Below are 16887 nucleotides of genomic sequence, written 5' to 3' on the forward strand. Positions count from 1 at the left end.
ACCTCGCCTATATTGGGAACTTAAAGGAGTAGCCTCCTTCAAGACAGGGAATGTTGATTTGGCCATTACCCGACGCGATCTCCTGCTCTCCGGCACTGCGGCCGCAGCTCTCCCCGCCCTCAGTTCCATGGGCCGCGTTTCCGTCATCGGCACGGCAGCGGCGCAATCAGCCAATGAAAACGGGCTTCCTTGGCGCCATGCTCTGTCGCTGTTCGGCGATATCAAGTACCCCGCCGACTTCAAGCGCTTCGATTACGTCAATCCGGATGCGCCCAAAGGCGGCGTTGCCCGCCTGATCTCGATCGGCACCTTCGACAATTTCAACCTCGCGGTCGCCGGCATCAAGGGCTCCCTCGCTCCAGCCGCGGCGATGATCTACGAAACGCTCATGACCCGGGCGCAGGACGAGGTGGCGACCGAGTACGGCGAGCTTGCCGAGGCGGCACAACATCCGGACGATTTTTCCTGGGTGATCTATCGCCTGCGCAAGGAAGCCCGCTGGCATGACGGCAAGCCGGTGACGCCGGAGGACGTCATTTTCTCGCTGGAGACGTTCAAGCAGCAGAGCCCCATGTACGCGTCCTACTATCGCCACGTGAGCAAGGCGGAGAAAGTTGGCGAGCGCGACGTCAAGTTCAGCTTCGACGGGCCGGGCAACCGCGAACTGCCGACCATCGTCGGCGAATTGACCGTGCTGCCGAAACATTGGTGGGAAGGCACCGACGCCCAGGGGCGCAAACGCGACGTCAGCGCGACCACGCTGGAGATCCCGCTGGGCTCCGGGCCGTACCGGATCAAGGAATTCGTGGCGGGACGCTCGATCAAGCTGGAGCGGGTGAAAGATCATTGGGGTGCCAATCTCCCCAGCCAGATCGGCACCAACAATTTCGACGAGCTGCGCTTCGAGTTCTTCCGTGACAACCTCGTGGCGCTGGAAGCCTTTAAGGCCGACCAGGCCGACTGGATCGCGGAAAACTCCGCCAAGCAATGGGCGACGGCCTACGACTTCCCGGCGGTCGCGGAGAAGCGGGTCATCAAGGAAGAATTTCCGATCAACGATTCCGGCCGCATGCAGGCCTTCGTCGTCAACATCAGGCGTCCCCAATTCAAGGACGCGCGGGTGCGGCGCGCCTTCAACTATGCCTTCGATTTCGAGGAGATGAACAAGCAGCTCTTCTTCGGTCAGTACAAGCGCATCAACAGCTATTTCGAAGGCACGGAACTCGCCGCGACCGGGCTGCCCCAGGGGGAGGAGCTGCAGATCCTTGAAACGGTAAAGGACAAGGTGCCGCCGGAAGTTTTCACCACGCCTTACCAGAATCCGGTCGGCGGCACTCCAGAGGCCGTGCGCGCCAATCTGCGCGAAGCGGCAAAGCTGCTGAAAGAGGCCGGTTTCGAAGTCCGCGACCACAAGCTGGTAGACGCCTCGGGCAAGGTTCTGACGATCGAAATCCTGGTGCAGGATCCCTCATCAGAGCGAATCGCACTGTTCTACAAGCCGTCGCTGGAGCGAATCGGCGTCAATGCGTCGGTTCGTACCGTCGACGATGCGCAGTACCAGAACCGGCTGCGCAGCTTCGACTTCGACATGATCATCGATCAGTGGGGCGAGTCGCTCTCGCCGGGCAACGAGCAACGCGAGTTCTGGGGCTCGCAGGCGGCCGACGTGCCTGGTGCGCGCAACACCATCGGCATCAAGAACCCTGCCGTGGATGCCTTGATCGAGAAGGTGATCTTCGCCAAGGATCGCGCTGGCCTCGTCGCCGCCACCCATGCGCTCGATCGCGTGCTGCTCTGGAATTTCTACGTGGTTCCGCAGTTCACCTATCCGTTCGCGCGCTATGCCCGCTGGGATCGCTTCAGCCACGCCGAGCCAATGCCGAAATATGGACGGTCCGGCCTGCCGACGCTGTGGTGGTATGACGCCGAAAAAGCGGCGCGGATCGGAAAACGCTCTTGAGGGAGCCTTTGCGCATGGCGCAGCTTTCACGCCGGCATGTGCTTGCCCTGGGTGCCGCCGGTGCGCTCGGCGCCGCCTGGCAGCGCGGCGCAACGGCATCGGAAATGCCGCCCGAGGCCCACGGCATCTCGGCGTTCGGCGATCTCAAATATCCCGCCGATTTCCATCATTTCGATTATATCAATCCGGGCGCGCCGAAGGGCGGCACGTTCTCGCTCATCCCGTCGGCGAAATCGTATAACCAGTCCTACCAGACCTTCAACTCGCTCAATGCCTTCATCCTCAAGGGCGACGGCGCGCAAGGCATGGACATGACGTTTTCGCCGCTGATGGTGCGGGCGAGTGACGAGCCGGACGCGATGTACGGGCTGGCCGCCAAATCCGTGCAGATATCGCCGGACCGGCTGGTCTATCGCTTCACGATGCGGCCGGAGGCGAAATTCCACGACGGCACCAAGCTCACCGCGCATGATGCCGCGTTCTCACTGACCGCGCTGAAGACCAAGGGGCATCCGCTGCTCATCGTGCAGCTCCGCGACATGGTGAGCGCGGAAGCGATCGACGATGCCACGCTCGTTGTCACCTTTGCCAAGGGGCGGGCGCGCGACGTGCCGCTCTATGCCGCGGGCCTGCCGATCTTTTCGAAAGCGTATTACGCGTCCCGGCCGTTCGACGAATCGACGCTGGATATTCCGCTCGGCTCGGGGCCGTACAGGGTCGGGAGATTCGAGGTCAATCGCTACATCGAATTCGAGCGGGTCAAGGACTGGTGGGCTGCCGATCTGCCGGTTTGCCGCGGCAGCTACAATTTCGACGTCGTGCGTTATGAATTCTATCGCGACCGTGATGTCGCCTTCGAAGGCTTCACCGGCAAGAACTATCTCTACCGTGAGGAATTCACCTCACGCATCTGGGCGACGCGCTATGACTTCCCGGCCGTCAAGGATGGTCGCGTCAAGCTCGAGGTCGTGCCCGACGAAACGCCGTCAGGCGCGCAGGGCTGGTTCATCAACACGCGGCGTGACAAGTTCAAAGACCCCCGCGTGCGCGAAGCCCTCATCAATGCCTTTGACTTCGAGTGGACCAACAAGACTATCATGTACGGCGCTTATGCCCGTACGGTGTCACCGTTCCAGAACTCGGATCTCATGGCGGGCGACGCGCCTCCTTCGCCGGACGAGCTGAAACTGCTGGAGCCGTTTCGCGGCCATGTGCCGGACGACGTGTTCGCGGCCCCATTCACGCCGCCGGTCTCGGACGGCTCCGGGCAAGACCGGAGCCTGCTGCGCAAGGCGCAGCAATTGCTAAACGAAGCCGGTGTCCCGATCAAGGATGGCAAGCGGGTGCTGCCGAACGGAGAGGTGTTCAGGATCGAATTCCTGCTGGACGAGCCCTCCTTCCAGCCGCACCACGCGCCCTACATCAAGAACCTGGGGACGCTCGGCATCGAAGCGAGCGTGCGCCTCGTCGATGCCGTGCAATACAGGGCGCGCCAGGAAGAGTTCGACTTCGATATGACGATCCAGCGCTTCAGCATGTCGGCGACGCCCGGCGACGCCATGCGCGCATTCTTTTCTTCGCAGGTCGCTGCGACCAAAGGCTCATACAATCTCGCAGGCGTCGCCAGCCCGGCCATCGACGCCATGATCGAAAAGATCATGGCGGCGGACAGCCGAGAAGATTTGACCATCGCGTGCCGCGCCTTCGACCGTCTGTTCCGCGCCGGCCGATATTGGGTGCCGCAATGGTACAACAAGACGCACCGGCTGGCTTATTGGGATCAGTTCGGCCACCCTCAGAAGCTGCCGCGTTATGCCAACGGCGTCGGCGCACCCGACATCTGGTGGCATGAACCCGCCAAGGCCGCCAAGCTCGAGCAGGCGAAATAATCATGAGCGCCTATATCGCCCGCCGCATCCTCTTGATGATCCCGACGCTGCTCGGGATTCTCTTCGTGTCCTTTATCGTCGTGCAGTTCGCGCCGGGTGGCCCGGTCGAGCGCGTGATCGCGCAGCTCTCCGGCGCCGACACCGGCGGCAGCTCGCGCATATCGGGCGGCGGCGACTTCGCTCAGCGTGCACCGGGGCAAGTCGGGGCCGGTGGCGACGCTATCAACTCGAAATATCGCGGCGCGCAAGGTCTTGATCCTGACTTCATCAAGAAGCTCGAGGTACAGTTCGGTTTCGACAAGCCGGCACCGGAACGCTTTCTCCTGATGGTCTGGAATTTCGCGCGCTTCGATTTCGGCAAGAGCTATTTCCGCGATGTCAGCGTGATCCAGCTGATCAAGGAGAAGCTGCCGGTCTCGATTTCGCTCGGGATCTGGCTGACTCTGATTACTTATCTGATCTCGATCCCACTTGGCATCCGCAAGGCGGTCAAGGACGGCACGCGCTTCGACACCTGGACGTCGACCGTGCTCGTGCTCGGCTATGCCATTCCCGGATTTCTGTTCGCCATCCTCCTCATCATCCTGTTTGCCGGCGGCTCGTTCTTCAACTGGTTCCCGCTGCGTGGACTGACCTCGGACGGCTGGTCGCAGTTTCCCTGGTATTGGAAGATCCTCGATTATTTCTGGCATCTGACGCTGCCGCTGATCGCCATGGGGCTCGGCGCGTTCACCACCATGACGTTCCTGACCAAGAATTCGTTCCTGGACGAGATTCGCAAGCAGTATGTCATGACCGCGCGCGCCAAGGGGTGCAGCGAGGGCCGGGTGCTTTACGGCCATGTGTTCCGCAATGCGATGCTGATCGTGATCGCCGGTTTTCCAGGGACGTTCATCCACGCCTTCTTCTCGGGCTCGCTGCTGATCGAGACCATCTTCTCGCTGGACGGGCTCGGGCTGCTCAGTTTCGAGAGCGTGCTCAACCGTGACTATCCCGTGGTGTTCGGCACGCTCTACATCTTTTCGTTGGTCGGCCTCGTGATCAACCTGATCTCCGACCTGACCTATATGTGGATCGACCCCCGGATCGATTTCGAGGCGCGGGAGGTCTGATGACAATTATCGCGCCGACGCCGATCGAGACCACGACGCAGTCTCCGCTGGGTGAGGTCGTTCCAATCACGCGCAAGTCGTTCGCGCCTTCGCCGCTCAACCGGCGGCGATGGCAGAACTTCAAGGCGAACCGCCGCGGCTATTGGTCGTTCTGGATGTTCATTATTCTGTTCGTGGTCTCGCTGTTCGCCGAGTTGATCGCCAACGACCGGCCTTTCCTGATCAAGTTCGACGGCCGGCTCTATTGGCCGGCCTTCGTGACCTATTCGGAAACCACCTTCGGCGGCGACTTCGAGACTGCGGCCGACTACCGCGATCCCTTTTTGCAGAAGCTGATCAAGGACAAGGGCGGCAGCATCGTCTGGCCGCTGATCCGCTATTCTTACGATACCCACAATCTTGACCTGCCGACGCCGGCGCCGTCGCCGCCGACCTGGATGCTGACCGAGAAGCAATGCAAGCCGGTGGTGGAGAAGAAGGGGCTGAAGAGCTGCCGCGACCTCGAATACAACTGGCTCGGCACCGACGATCAGGGACGCGACGTGGTCGCACGACTGATCTACGGCTTCCGCATCTCGGTGCTGTTCGGCCTGTGTCTCACCATCATCTCGTCGGTGATCGGCATCGCGGCGGGGGCGGTGCAGGGCTATTTCGGCGGTCGGGTCGATCTCATCTTCCAGCGCTTCATCGAGATCTGGACGGCGATTCCCTCGCTCTACCTTCTCCTGATCCTGTCCTCGGTCCTCGTGCCCGGCTTCTTCGTGCTGCTCGGCATCCTGTTGCTGTTCTCCTGGGTCTCACTGGTGGGTCTCGTGCGGGCCGAGTTCCTGCGCGGGCGCAACTTCGAATACATTCAGGCGGCGCGGGCGCTTGGCGTGTCTAATCAGGTCATCATGTTCCGCCACCTGCTGCCGAACGCCATGGTCGCGACCATGACGTTCCTGCCCTTCATCGTGTCGAGCTCGGTGATGACGCTGACGGCGCTCGATTTCCTGGGCTTCGGCCTGCCGCCGGGATCGCCTTCGCTGGGCGAATTGCTGTCCCAGGCGAAAGCCAATGTGCAAGCACCTTGGCTCGGCTTCTCCGGCTTCTTCTCGGTCGCGATCATGCTGTCGCTCTTGATCTTCATCGGCGAAGCCGTGCGCGACGCCTTCGATCCGCGCAAGACGTTCAGGTGAGCCAATGGACGCGATCAACCAGCCTCTGCTCAGCGTGCGCGATCTCTCTGTCGCCTTCCACCAGGGCGGCGCTACCACGCTCGCGGTCGACAAGGTCTCGTTCCAGATCAAGCGCGGCGAATGCGTGGCGCTGGTGGGCGAATCCGGCTCCGGCAAATCGGTCAGCGCGCTCTCGATCCTGAAGCTGCTGCCCTATCCGAACGCCTCGCATCCCTCCGGCAGCATCCGCTTCAAAGGGCAGGAGCTGATCGACCAGTCCGAGCAGCAGATGCGGGGGATTCGCGGCAGCGACATCTCCATCATCTTCCAGGAGCCGATGACCTCGCTCAATCCGCTGCACACGATCGAGGCGCAGATCGGCGAGATGATCCAGCTGCATAATCCGACCAGCAATGCCGAGGCGCGCAAGCGGACGCTCGAGCTATTGACCCAGGTGGGTATTCCCGAGCCGGAGACGCGGCTGAAGAGCTATCCGCACCAGCTCTCCGGTGGCCAGCGCCAGCGCGTGATGATCGCGATGGCGCTCGCCAATGAGCCGGACCTCTTGATTGCGGACGAGCCGACCACGGCGCTCGACGTCACCGTGCAGGCGCAGATCCTGGCGCTGCTCGCTGAGATTCGCGCGCGGCTCGGCATGAGCCTGCTCTTCATCACCCACGATCTCGGTATCGTCCGCCGCATCGCCGATACGGTCTGCGTCATGAAGGGCGGCGTGATCGTCGAGCACGGGCCGGTCGAGCAGGTCTTCAAGAGCCCGAAGCATCCCTATACGCGCGACCTGCTCGCGGCGGAGCCGAAGCCCGATCCGGCGCCGCCGCAGCCGGGTGCGCCGTTAGTGATGTCGGCCAACGATCTGAGGGTCTGGTTCCCGATCAAGCGCGGCTTGATGCGCAAGACGGTCGGCCACATCAAGGCGGTCGACGGCGTCAGCCTCGCGGTGCGCAAGGGCGAGACGCTCGGCGTCGTCGGCGAATCCGGCTCGGGCAAGACCACGCTGGGGCTCGCATTGCTAAGGCTGATCTCGTCGAACGGCCGGATCGTGTTCCTGGGCAAGGACATCCAGGGCTTGCGCTTCAAGGAAATGCGGCCCTTCCGGCGCGACATGCAGATCGTGTTCCAGGACCCGTTCGGCTCGCTCAGCCCGCGCATGTCGGTCGCCGACATCATCGCCGAAGGGCTCTCCGTGCACCAGCCGAATCTCTCGCGTGAGGAGCGCGAGGGCCGCGTCGTCAAGGCGCTCGAGGATGTCGGACTCAATCCAGAGACGCGCTTCCGCTATCCCCATGAATTCTCCGGCGGCCAGCGCCAACGTATCAGCATCGCCCGGGCGGTGGTGCTGGAGCCGGATTTCGTCGTGTTAGACGAGCCGACCAGCGCGCTCGACATGCTGTTCCAGGCGCAGATGGTCGATCTGTTGCGGGAGCTCCAGCGCAAGCGCGAGCTCACCTACATGTTCATCTCGCACGATCTGCGCGTCGTCGCCTCGCTCGCCAGCCATCTCATCGTGATGCGCGGCGGCAAAGTGGTTGAGGAGGGGCAGGCCGCCGAGCTGTTCAAGAACCCGAAGACGGATTACACCCGAGCGCTGTTCGCCGCCGCGTTCCGGCTGGAGACTGCGGGCAACGGCTCGGTGGCGACGTAGTGCTTCACCTCTCTGTACGGAGAGCTGTCGCCCGCCGCCACGAGATTAAGCGAGCCGATTGATCGCGACGACCTCGCTGCCGGCCTGCCTGATGCGCGCAAGCGCCGGCCCGGTTGGTTCGATCACGGTGGCCATGTGATAGGCGTTGGCGTGAACCATGGTGGCCCCGTCGCGCACGATGGCAACGTGGCCCTTCCAGAAGATCAGATCTCCGCGTTGCAGCTTGTCCCACTCATGCGCCTCGAGCGCGCGGCCGAGGCCTGCCTGCTGCATGTCGCTGTCGCGCGGGCAGCCGATGCCGGCAGCAGTCAGCGAGACTTGCACCAGGCCCGAGCAATCGATGCCAAAGCTGCTTTTGCCGCCCCAGAGATAGGGCGTGCCGACGAAGCGCTCGGCGACGGCGACGAAGTCCGGCTCGCGATGATCGAGCGGGACGAGATGGATCTTCGGCAAGAACGTTCCGTCGCCCGTCACCGCGAAGGCCCCATGCTCGCGCACGATCGTGAGCTTTGATCCAAGCACCAGCGTGTCGGCCGGCGGCAGCTTGATTGAAGGGCCGGGAAACGCAAACGTCCGGAGTACACTGACGACGTGGGTCGGCGTTGCCGCGGGGCGAGCCAGGCCCGCATCCGGCAGCCAGCCGACATAGCCGTCGGCATTGAGCTGGCCCCAGGCCCAGCCTTCGCCGTTGCGGTCGTAAATGGTGACGCGCTCACCGCGCAGCGCCTCGGTCATCAACTTCGCATTCGAGGATGGCTGCTCACGCACGGCCGCGATGGCCTCGACCACCTCGAATTCCTCGCCAGTGACGAAGCGTTTCGCCTCCACCTTGCCTTGGAGATATTTCGCGGCGATGTCGCCCCGCACCGGCGTCAGCCGTGGATCATGCATAGCGCTCACTCAGCAATGAATAGAGAGCGCGCGCAGCCTGGCACTCGCCGCCCTCCGGCCGCGCCGGCTTCGCCGACGGCGTCCAGCCGTAGATGTCGACATGCAGCCAGCTCCTGGCATGCTCGACGAAGCGTTGCAGGAATAGCGCGCAGGTGATCGAGCCGGCAAAGCCGCCCGACGGGGCATTGGTGATGGTCGCCGTCTTGGAGTCCAGCCAGGCATCGTAAGGCGGCCACAGCGGCATGCGCCACAACGGATCGTTCTCCCTTACCGCGCAACGCGCGACATCGGCCGCCAGCGTCTCATCATTGGTGTAAAAAGGCGGTAGATCCGGCCCCAGCGCAACGCGTGCCGCGCCGGTCAGCGTGCCCAAATCGATTAGCAGCTCCGGCTTTTCCTCATCGGCCAGCGCCAGCGCGTCGGCGAGGACGAGGCGGCCTTCCGCGTCGGTATTGCCGATCTCGACCGTGATGCCCTTGCGCGAGGTGAAGATGTCGAGGGGGCGGAAGGCGTTGCCGGCGACCGCGTTCTCCACGGCCGGAATCAGCACGCGCAATCGGACCTTCAGCTTCGCATCCATCACCATGCCTGCGAGCGCCAGCACATTGGCGGCGCCACCCATGTCCTTCTTCATGATCAGCATGCCGCTCGACGGCTTCAGGTCGAGTCCGCCGGTGTCGAAGCAGACGCCCTTGCCGACCAGCGTCACCTTGGGATGAGCCGGATCGCCCCAGCCGATGTCGATCAGTCGCGGCGCACGGCTAGAGGCCATGCCGACGGCATGGATCAGCGGAAAATTCGTCTTCAGATCGTCACCGATGGTGCAGGCGAAGCTTGCGCCGAATTCGGCGGCGAGCGCCTGCGCGGCTGCGGCGAGCTGCTCTGGTCCCATGTCGTTGGCCGGCGTGTTGATGAGATCGCGTGCCAGCATCGCCGCGTCGGCGACGCGATCGATCTCGGTCGCGTCGACGCCATCAGGCGGCACCAGCCGGACGCCGGGCCTGTCAGCCTTGCGGTAGCGGGCGTAGCGGTAGCTGCCGAGCGCGAAGGCCAGCGCCGCCAGCCGTGCATCGTGCGGTGAATTGGCAAAACGGTAGGTGCCCGGCGGCAGCAGCCCAGGCAGGGCGCCCGGCCGGAACAGGTCGCGCGATCTGGCGCCTTCGTCCTCGAGGCCGAACAGCACCTGTGCAATTGCGCCGTCCGGCGCGGGCAGCGCGAGATAGCCGCCAGGCTTGGCGGCAAAGGCACTCGCGGCCGCGAACTGGCGCTGCGCCGCCGGCAGCGCCTCGGCGACCTGATCCCAGCTCGATTTGGTGACGAAGGTGATCGGGATGGCAGTGGGCGACGTCTCGAAGACAGAAGGCATTTGGCGGGTCCGGATCGTCAGATCAAGCGGGTCGTACGAACGGACGAGACTTCGCAGAGTTTCGGCGCCGCCGCAATCGGCTTTGCTGTCACCGTTCAGCGAGCCGCTACTCGCAGCGAGGGGGCCATGCTAGGTTCCGAGCACGGCCGCCAGATATGGAAATCGCCGGCGGCCGAGGACGCCTGCCGGGAGGATGCAATGGAATTTGTGTGGAGCGTAGTCACATTCATCGGCCAGGCCGTTGAGGCGATTTTCGGCTATGTCGAGCATCATCATTGGATCTTCGCGTTCCTTGCCGGCGGCTACTTCTTCTATCTGCACGACCGCTCCGTCCATGCGCGGTTCGATGCGCTGGACAAACGCGTCGATGAAATCCGCAAGCGACTTGCCATCGAATATTGACCGGCGGGACGAAACCGCCGTCGGGAAGCTCTCGTATCTCCCACTCGTCGGTGTTAACTGGCCGTTAGGGTTAACAGTCTATTGCTGGCGCGTTCGGCTCGATCAATCGGCTCGAGAGTCAAAGTGTCATGCGTCAACGGTTCAGTCTTGCCCGGCTTCTTGCGTCCACCTCGCTGGTCGCGGCGTTGGCCATGGGCCTCGGCGGCTGCACGGGCATGTCGAAGCTCTCCGAGGTCACGGGCTCGGTCGGGCCGCGGGCGGAAGCCGCTCCGGCCGATCCCGCGCGCGCTGCCGAAGTCTATGGCGAGCGCTATCGCGCCAATCCCAAGGATGCTGACGCCGCGCTCGCCTATGGTCAGGCCTTGCGCGCCAATGGCCAGCGTGCCCAGGCCGCCGCCGTGCTCGAGCAGGCGACCATCGCCAATCCCGGCAACAAGGCGCTGCTCGCCCAGTACGGCCGCGCGCTCGCCGACAACGGCAATTTCCAGCAGGCCTTCGACGTGCTGTCGAAGGCGCATTCGCCCGACAATCCGGACTGGCGCCTGCTCTCGGTGCAAGGTACTGCGCTCGACCAGATGGGCCGGCACGACGAGGCGCGCTCCTATTATGCGAGCGCCCTGAAGATCGCACCAGGTGATCCCGGCGTCCTCTCCAATCTCGGCCTGTCCTACATGTTGACGAGGAACCTGCCCAAGGCCGAAGAGGCGCTGCGACAGGCTTACGCTTCGCCGCGCGCGAGCGCCCGGGTGCGGCAGAATCTCGGTCTGGTCGTCGGCCTGCAAGGGCGCTTCGCCGAAGCCGAGACCATCGTGAAGGCGGACCTGCCGCCGGACCAGGCCGCGGCCAATGTCGCCTATCTCAAGGAAATGCTGAACCGCAACGACGCTCCGCGCGGGGCGCCGAAGCGGACGCCGGTCGCCTCGCTCGGCCAGCCCGATTAATCGGCCTGATCTTGGACCGCGCGCGGGGGTCTCTCGCGTCAGTGCAGCTCGGTGATCTTGATGCCCGTCGGTCCGAGAATGACGACGAACAGGACCGGAAGGAAGAACAGGATCATCGGCACCGTCAGTTTCGGCGGTAGCGCAGCGGCCTTCTTCTCGGCCTCATTCATGCGCATGTCGCGGTTTTCCTGCGCCATGACACGCAGGGAATGCCCGAGCGGCGTACCGTAGCGCTCCGCCTGCTGAAGCGCCAGACAGACCGACTTGACGCCTTCGAGCCCGGTGCGCCGCGCCAGGTTCTCATAGGCCATCTTCCGGTCCTGCAAGTAGGACAGCTCGGCCGTGGTCAGTGCGAACTCCTCCGACAGTGCGATCGACTGGCCGACGATCTCCGTGGCGACTTTGCGGAACGCCATTTCGACCGACATGCCGGATTCGATGCAGATCAGCAGCAGGTCGAGCGCGTCGGGAAAGGCGCGCTTGATCGAGAGCTGGCGCTTGGAGATCGCGTTCTTGAGGAACAGCATCGGCGCCTGGAGGCCGAGATAGGCCGCGCCGACGCAGATGCCGATCTTGACCGGCAGCGCCTGCTCAAGGTGCGCGATCAAGAAGACGTAGATGGCGGTACCGATGAAGAGCGCGATCGGAGCGACCATGCGGGCAAACAGGAAGGTGATGTAGGGCGCCTGGCCGCGGTAGCCCGCCATGATGAGCTTGTCGCGGGCGGCCTCCTGCGCCAGCCATTTGGTGAGGTTGAAGTCCTCGACCACCTTGGAGACGAGCTGCTTCGGCGACTGGCGCAGCGAGACCTTCTCGTTCTTGTTGAGGCGCTCGCGCTCGCGCTGCCGGAGGCGCTCACGCTCGCTCGCCACCGCCTTCATGCGCTTGGAGAGTCCCTCGCCGGCAAACAGCGGCATCACCAGCGTATAGACGGTGGCGCTGGCGGCAATGGCTGCCAGCAGCATGGTCATGAAGCGGACGTCATGTAGCTTCGAAACGAGAAACTCGACCATACGGCACCGTCAGAAATCGAAGTTGATCATCTTCTTCATCACCATGATGCCGATCGACATCCAGACGACGCAGCCGACCAGCATCAGCTGGCCGGTCGGGTGGGTCCAAAGCAGCGAGATGTAGTGCGGCGTCGTGAGATAGACGAGGAACATCACGATCGGCGGCAGCGAGCCGATGATGCCTGCCGAGGCCTTCGCCTCCATCGACATCGCCTGAATCTTTTCCTTCATCTTCTTGCGGTCGCGCAGCACCTTGGAGAGGTTGCCGAGCGCTTCGGAGAGGTTGCCGCCCGATTTCTGCTGGATCGAGATAACGATGCCGAAGAAGTTCGCCTCTGGGAGCGGCATGCGCTCATAGAGACGCAAGCAGGCCTCACCGAGCGGCATGCCGATCGCCTGCGTCTCGATGATCTGGAGGAACTCGGTGCGCAGCGGCTCCGGTGAATCGGCAGCGACGACCTTGATCGATTCGAACAGCGGCAGACCCGCCTTGATGCCGCGCACGATCACGTCGACCGCATCAGGCAGCGCCGCCAGGAACTTGGACTCGCGGCGCTTCTTGAGGAAACCCAGTGCCCAGCGCGGCAGGCCGAAGCCGCCAGCAAAAGCCAGGCCGGCGGCACCGAGCAGGCCGCCCCCGACGAACAGAGCGGCCGCGAACAGCACGCCCGCCACGACGGCGGACACCACCCAGAATTTCTGCGCCGTCCAGTCGAGCCCTGCCTGCGAGAGGCGGACACTGAGCGGAACCCGCTTCTCCTGCTGGCGCCGCGCCTCGAGATCCTTGAGCGAAGTCTCGACCTGCTCACGGCGCGTTCGTTGGCTCTTCTCGGTCTGCTTGGCCGCGGGCGCGTCGGCACGCGCGATCGCCGCGCGGCGGTTTTCGGCTTTCCGCTCCCCTGACAGGAGTGGATAGAGGAAGACCCAGGCGATGCCGCCGACGGCGGCCGTGGCGAGAAACGCGAGCGCGAGGACCTGCATGTTCACGACGCTGACCTCCTCACGTTGTCGGCGCCACTTCCGCGGCGTCGAGCGCGGCGGCAAGGCGCTTCTCTTCGCCGTAATAGCGGGCGCGTTCCCAGAATTTCGGGCGGCCGATGCCGGTCGAGCGGTGCCGGCCGATGATCTTGCCGTTGGCGTCTTCGCCGATCAGGTCGTAGAGGAAGATATCCTGGGTGATGATGGTGTCACCTTCCATGCCCATCACTTCGGTGATGTGGGTGATCCGGCGCGAGCCGTCACGCAGGCGTGCGGCCTGAATGATGACATCGATGGATGCGCAGATCATCTCGCGAATGGTGCGCGAGGGCAGAGAGAAGCCGCCCATAGTGATCATGGATTCGCAGCGCGACAGCGCCTCGCGCGGATTGTTGGCGTGCAGCGTTCCCATCGAGCCGTCATGGCCGGTGTTCATGGCCTGAAGCAGGTCGAACGCCTCGGGGCCGCGGACTTCGCCGACGATGATGCGTTCGGGGCGCATACGAAGGCAGTTGCGCACCAGCTCGCGCATGGTGACCTGGCCTTCGCCTTCGATGTTGGGCGGGCGGGTTTCGAGCCGGACCACGTGAGGTTGCTGGAGCTGGAGCTCGGCCGCGTCCTCGCAGGTGATGACCCGCTCGTCGTGCTCGATGTAGTTGGTCAGACAATTGAGCAGCGTCGTCTTGCCCGAGCCGGTACCGCCGGAGATCAGCACGTTGCAGCGGACCCGTCCGATGATCTGGAGGATCTCTGCGCCTTCCGGCGAGATCGCGCCGAACTTGACGAGCTGATCGAGCGTCAGCTTGTCCTTCTTGAATTTGCGGATGGTGAGGGCGGGGCCGTCGATCGCGAGCGGCGGCACGATAGCGTTGACGCGGGAGCCGTCGGCGAGGCGCGCGTCGCAGATCGGTGAGGATTCGTCGACGCGCCGGCCGACCTGGCTGACGATGCGCTGACAGATATTGAGGAGCTGCTGGTTGTCGCGAAACCGGATTCCGGTGCGCTGGATCTTGCCGCCGACTTCGATGAAGACGGTGCCGGCGCCGTTCACCATGATATCGGCGATGTCGTCGCGCGCGAGCAGGGGCTCGAGGGGGCCATAGCCGAGCACGTCGTTGCAGATATCGTCGAGCAGTTCCTCCTGCTCGGCGATCGACATCACGATGTTCTTGATCGCGATGATCTCGTTGACGATGTCGCGGATTTCCTCGCGGGCGGACTCGGAATCGAGCTTGGCGAGCTGGGCGAGGTCGATGGCCTCGATCAGCGCGCCGAAGATGGTCGCCTTGACCTCGTAATAATTGTCCGAGCGCCGGCTCTCCATGGCGGGAGGCGGCGGGGCCTTGGCAGGGGCAAGCGGTGGCGAGGCGACGGCCGGCGGGAGCGGGCCGCGCGACACCGTTGCCGCCGGAGCCTGGGAAGGCTCGGGCAACACGGCGCCGGGCTTGGGAGCCCGAAGGTCGGTGTCTGTTCCGCTACGCTTACCGAACACTTAACAACTCCATGCGGCGGCTATTTTCCCCGCAACTTCTCAATCAGGGGTGAAAACAAGGACGACTTTTGTTTCTTGGTCTCGCTCCGGCCGGTCAGGCGCTGGGCGATCTGAAGGAACATCTCGATCGACTTGTGATTGGCCGAGATCTCCGCAATCATCTGCCCGTTATTGGCCGCCGAGCCGAAGATCTGCGGCTCGAACGGAATCGAGGCGATCGGCTGGCTCTCGATCGCCTTGGCGAATTCCGTGGCGGCGATTTCGGGACGTTTCGGAACACCGACCTGGTTCAGGCAGTAGAGCGGCGGCCGGTCGTTGGGGCGCGAGGCCTTCAAAAGGTCGAACAGGTTCTTCGTGTTGCGCAAATTCGCCAGATCTGGCGCGGCCACGATCAGGATATCGTCCGCTCCGATCAAGGCGCGCTTGGTCCAGCCCGACCATTGGTGCGGCACGTCGAGCACGATGCAGGGCATGGTGGAGCGCAGCGTGTCGAATACGGCATCGAAAGCGTCGGAGCCGAAGTCATAGACGCGGTCGAGCGTCGCGGGCGCCGCCAGCAGGCTGAGATGGTCGGTGCATTTCGACAGCAGACGGTCGATGAAGGCTGTATCGACGCGATCGGGTGAGAACACGGCGTCGGCGATGCCCTGTGGCGGGTCCTGGTTGTAGTCCAGCCCGGCCGTGCCGAAGGCGAGGTCGAGATCGGCGACGACCGCATCCATCGCGAGATCGCGCGCGATCGCCCAGGCAACGTTGTGGGAGATGGTGGAAGCGCCGACGCCGCCCTTGGCGCCGACCACGGCGATGATGCGGCCGACTGCCTTGGCTTCGGGCGCCGAGAACAGGTTGCAGATCGAGCGCACGACGTCGATCGCGCCGACCGGCGCGAGCACGTAGTCGCTGACACCGCGGCGCACCAGCTCGCGGTAGAGCATCACGTCGTTGATGCGGCCGATCACGACCACGCGGGTGCCGGCGTCGCAGACGGTGGCAAGCTGGTCGAGCCCGCCCAGGAGATCGTTGCGGCCGTCGCTTTCGAGCACGATCACGTTTGGTGTCGGGGCGGAGCGATAGGCTTCGATCGCCGCCGCCATGCCGCCCATCTGGATCTTCAGATGGGCTTTGCCGAGACGGCGATCCTCGCCGGCCGACTGCACCGCGGCAGCGGTCTCTACGGTCTCGCAGAAGGCCTGGACCGAGACACGCGGCGAGGGCGCAATATGCTCATCGACCGGCGGGGGTGGGGCCTCCGGCTGCTCTTCTTGAGGCTGGCGAGCGTAGCTGATCATTTGCCGGTGTCGCTGAGTTTGGCCTTGTCGGCTTCAGGATAGGAGACCGCCGTCGACGTTCCTTTGCGATACTTCTCGAGGAGCGTGGTGCGACGCGCCATGTAGGACGGCGTTTCGGCCCTCGGCTGCTCGAGGTCCGACGGATTGTTGACCATCGCAGCGAGGTTGCGCTGATAGGCGCAGCCGTAATTGTAATAGTCCTTGTTCTCGAACCAGCTCTTGTTCTTCATCGAGGGGCCGATGTCCTCCGGCCACAGGCCGCAGGGACCCGCGACCGCGGCGATCTTGGAGTAAGTGAGCCGGATCGGCGGCAGGAAGCGCTTGTCTTCCGGCTGATAGGGGCGAACGTTGACGCCGCGCGGCGGAACGCCGGCCGCCGCCAGCATCGCCTGGATCTCACGCATGGTATCCGCGACCGGACGTGCGTTGGGCGTGCCGGATGGCACGTCGATCCGGATCGCGCCGGTGCCCTCGTGCAGCCAGGCCGAGGCGACGCCCATCACGTCGGCGCGCTGGGCGGCGGTCAAGCCGCCGCGGGCGTGGCCGACGAAGACGACGATCGAGCGGTTCTGCTCTTCGATCGCGATCGGATGGCGCTGCTTGTAATCGTCGGGAATGGAGGCGGTGACCGCTTCGTCGTGCTGGCAGCCGCCGAGGGCGAGCGCCATGCCGACGAGCGCGCCACCGAGGCGGATGGCGCGTTTGCGAAGCTGGGGTGGTCTTGTGATCATCTT

At 64.0% G+C, this 16887-nt stretch carries 14 protein-coding genes; 7 read left to right on the forward strand and 7 right to left on the reverse strand.

What is annotated here, in order from left to right:
* Positions 1-58 precede the first annotated feature (58 nt).
* From IVA96_RS14065 to IVA96_RS14085, 5 genes are read left to right on the forward strand one after another with little or no spacing between them, the layout of a single operon-like run.
* A complete protein-coding gene (locus tag IVA96_RS14065) occupies positions 59-1960 on the forward strand; it encodes an extracellular solute-binding protein (protein ID WP_247417892.1) in 1902 nt (633 codons plus the stop codon).
* A 14-nt stretch (positions 1961-1974) separates the two neighbouring features.
* A complete protein-coding gene (locus tag IVA96_RS14070; protein ID WP_247417895.1) occupies positions 1975-3849 on the forward strand; it encodes an extracellular solute-binding protein in 1875 nt (624 codons plus the stop codon).
* A 2-nt stretch (positions 3850-3851) separates the two neighbouring features.
* The gene (locus tag IVA96_RS14075; RefSeq protein WP_247277848.1) at positions 3852-4961 is read left to right on the forward strand and encodes a microcin C ABC transporter permease YejB; all 1110 of its coding nucleotides are present in this window, start codon (positions 3852-3854) and stop codon (positions 4959-4961) included.
* Complete coding sequence (locus IVA96_RS14080) at positions 4961-6139, forward strand: ABC transporter permease (RefSeq protein ID WP_247277847.1); 1179 nt, start codon at positions 4961-4963, stop codon at positions 6137-6139. Before IVA96_RS14075 ends, IVA96_RS14080 begins: the two co-directional genes overlap by 1 nt.
* A 4-nt stretch (positions 6140-6143) precedes the next feature.
* Positions 6144-7781: an ABC transporter ATP-binding protein gene (locus IVA96_RS14085; RefSeq protein WP_247277846.1), complete on the forward strand. Its 1638-nt coding sequence runs from the start codon at positions 6144-6146 to the stop codon at positions 7779-7781.
* 45 nt (positions 7782-7826) lie between these two features.
* On the opposite strand, the gene IVA96_RS14090 is transcribed toward IVA96_RS14085, so the two are convergent.
* Together IVA96_RS14090 and IVA96_RS14095 are read right to left on the reverse strand one after the other, a co-directional pair.
* A complete protein-coding gene (locus IVA96_RS14090; RefSeq protein WP_247277845.1) occupies positions 7827-8672 on the reverse strand; it encodes a C40 family peptidase in 846 nt (281 codons plus the stop codon).
* Entirely contained in the window at positions 8665-10038 is a 1374-nt protein-coding gene (locus IVA96_RS14095; RefSeq protein ID WP_247277844.1) for a leucyl aminopeptidase family protein, read from the reverse strand. The genes IVA96_RS14090 and IVA96_RS14095 overlap by 8 nt, the downstream gene beginning before the upstream one ends.
* Before the next feature lie 198 nt (positions 10039-10236).
* On the opposite strand from IVA96_RS14095, the gene IVA96_RS35805 reads away from it, so the two are divergent.
* Both IVA96_RS35805 and IVA96_RS14105 read left to right on the forward strand, forming a co-directional pair.
* Entirely contained in the window at positions 10237-10440 is a 204-nt protein-coding gene (locus IVA96_RS35805) for a hypothetical protein (protein WP_346347899.1), read from the forward strand.
* Positions 10441-10568: 128 nt separating this feature from the next.
* On the forward strand, positions 10569-11381 hold the full coding sequence (locus IVA96_RS14105) for a tetratricopeptide repeat protein (protein WP_247277842.1): 813 nt from the start codon (positions 10569-10571) through the stop codon (positions 11379-11381).
* Positions 11382-11419: 38 nt separating this feature from the next.
* Here the strand turns inward: IVA96_RS14105 and IVA96_RS14110 are convergent, their stop codons facing one another.
* The 5 genes from IVA96_RS14110 to IVA96_RS14130 are packed head-to-tail and all read right to left on the reverse strand — an operon-like array spanning position 11420 to position 16884.
* Positions 11420-12394: a type II secretion system F family protein gene (locus IVA96_RS14110; protein WP_247277841.1), complete on the reverse strand. Its 975-nt coding sequence runs from the start codon at positions 12392-12394 to the stop codon at positions 11420-11422.
* A gap of 9 nt (positions 12395-12403) precedes the next feature.
* Positions 12404-13381 carry a type II secretion system F family protein gene (locus IVA96_RS14115; protein WP_247277840.1) on the reverse strand — a complete coding sequence of 326 codons (978 nt, stop codon included), beginning with the start codon at positions 13379-13381 and terminating at the stop codon, positions 12404-12406.
* 13 nt (positions 13382-13394) lie between these two features.
* Complete coding sequence (locus IVA96_RS14120) at positions 13395-14864, reverse strand: CpaF family protein (RefSeq protein ID WP_247277839.1); 1470 nt, start codon at positions 14862-14864, stop codon at positions 13395-13397.
* A 20-nt stretch (positions 14865-14884) separates the two neighbouring features.
* Positions 14885-16153, reverse strand: a complete 1269-nt coding sequence (locus IVA96_RS14125) for an AAA family ATPase (protein ID WP_247277838.1) — start codon at positions 16151-16153, stop codon at positions 14885-14887.
* The gene (locus IVA96_RS14130) at positions 16150-16884 is read right to left on the reverse strand and encodes a CpaD family pilus assembly protein (RefSeq protein ID WP_247277837.1); all 735 of its coding nucleotides are present in this window, start codon (positions 16882-16884) and stop codon (positions 16150-16152) included. The genes IVA96_RS14125 and IVA96_RS14130 overlap by 4 nt, the downstream gene beginning before the upstream one ends.
* Positions 16885-16887: the final 3 nt, after the last annotated feature.

It is taken from the genome of Bradyrhizobium sp. 159, assembly GCF_023073795.1.
In the GTDB taxonomy this organism is placed as follows: Bacteria; Pseudomonadota; Alphaproteobacteria; order Rhizobiales; family Xanthobacteraceae; genus Bradyrhizobium.

What these genes read in the sequence shown, in the direction of transcription:
- IVA96_RS14090 (WP_247277845.1), bottom strand. Translation starts at nt 8,672, where the DNA reads ATGCATGATCCACGGCTGACGCCGGTGCGGGGCGACATCGCCGCGAAA.
- IVA96_RS14095 (WP_247277844.1), bottom strand. Translation starts at nt 10,038, where the DNA reads ATGCCTTCTGTCTTCGAGACGTCGCCCACTGCCATCCCGATCACCTTC.
- IVA96_RS14105 (WP_247277842.1), top strand. Translation starts at nt 10,569, where the DNA reads ATGCGTCAACGGTTCAGTCTTGCCCGGCTTCTTGCGTCCACCTCGCTG.
- IVA96_RS14080 (WP_247277847.1), top strand. Translation starts at nt 4,961, where the DNA reads ATGACAATTATCGCGCCGACGCCGATCGAGACCACGACGCAGTCTCCG.
- IVA96_RS14130 (WP_247277837.1), bottom strand. Translation starts at nt 16,884, where the DNA reads ATGATCACAAGACCACCCCAGCTTCGCAAACGCGCCATCCGCCTCGGT.
- IVA96_RS14070 (WP_247417895.1), top strand. Translation starts at nt 1,975, where the DNA reads ATGGCGCAGCTTTCACGCCGGCATGTGCTTGCCCTGGGTGCCGCCGGT.
- IVA96_RS14075 (WP_247277848.1), top strand. Translation starts at nt 3,852, where the DNA reads ATGAGCGCCTATATCGCCCGCCGCATCCTCTTGATGATCCCGACGCTG.
- IVA96_RS14110 (WP_247277841.1), bottom strand. Translation starts at nt 12,394, where the DNA reads ATGGTCGAGTTTCTCGTTTCGAAGCTACATGACGTCCGCTTCATGACC.
- IVA96_RS14125 (WP_247277838.1), bottom strand. Translation starts at nt 16,153, where the DNA reads ATGATCAGCTACGCTCGCCAGCCTCAAGAAGAGCAGCCGGAGGCCCCA.
- IVA96_RS35805 (WP_346347899.1), top strand. Translation starts at nt 10,237, where the DNA reads ATGGAATTTGTGTGGAGCGTAGTCACATTCATCGGCCAGGCCGTTGAG.
- IVA96_RS14085 (WP_247277846.1), top strand. Translation starts at nt 6,144, where the DNA reads ATGGACGCGATCAACCAGCCTCTGCTCAGCGTGCGCGATCTCTCTGTC.